Source organism: Halomonas sp. KHS3 (assembly GCF_000830495.1).
Classification (GTDB): domain Bacteria; phylum Pseudomonadota; class Gammaproteobacteria; order Pseudomonadales; family Halomonadaceae; genus Vreelandella; species Vreelandella titanicae.
The window spans coordinates 1-706 of record NZ_JWHY01000020.1; the positions used below are offsets into that span (position 1 = coordinate 1).

2 tRNA genes and 1 rRNA gene are annotated in these 706 nt (G+C 46.1%); all 3 read left to right on the forward strand.

From position 1 onward, the window contains the following. Window positions 1–52, forward strand: a 16S ribosomal RNA gene (locus RO22_RS24915); the annotation flags it as partial. A gap of 116 nt (window positions 53–168) precedes the next feature. Further along, window positions 169–245: transfer RNA gene (locus tag RO22_RS23725), tRNA-Ile, on the forward strand. A gap of 105 nt (window positions 246–350) precedes the next feature. After that, window positions 351–426: transfer RNA gene (locus RO22_RS23730), tRNA-Ala, on the forward strand. Window positions 427–706 lie beyond the last annotated feature (280 nt).

Genomic DNA, 706 nt, shown 5'->3' on the forward strand with positions numbered 1-706 from the left:
GAAGTCGTAACAAGGTAGCCGTAGGGGAACCTGCGGCTGGATCACCTCCTTAAACGATGCGTCACAGTCGGTAAGCGTCCACAATGAATTACCTGATCAAGCAATAGAGCAAACGGTAGTTAGTTTAGTTGTTACAAAGGCATCAAAACCTGTAACAACTGAATAGCCGGGTCTGTAGCTCAGTTGGTTAGAGCGCACCCCTGATAAGGGTGAGGTCGGCAGTTCAAGTCTGCCCAGACCCACCAAATTTTATCCAGCACTGCGTTATTTTATGACTCGCATAGCAGGCTATGCTTCGCCATAAAATGCCTTGTTCTGAATAAAATTACCCGGAAAAGTTATGTATTAATGGGGCCATAGCTCAGCTGGGAGAGCGCCTGCCTTGCACGCAGGAGGTCAGCGGTTCGATCCCGCTTGGCTCCACCATTACGTTACTACCCTGTTTAATTTAACCTTCAATACCGTTTGTGAATGTTTCGTGACCATTGATAAGTCGCTGTGTTGTAGCCGTTGTTTTAGTTATCGCACGCCGCCTTATCACTGTTCATTGAACAGCTGCTCTTTAACAATGTATATCATGCTGACAAGAACACTTCGCAAGAAGTGSTTCTTAAATTGTGATACGTCTCAAGCGTATCCGGCAAAATGAAACGTGATCATTGCGAGATACCAGACTCCTTCGGGTTATAGGGTCAAGCAATGAAGC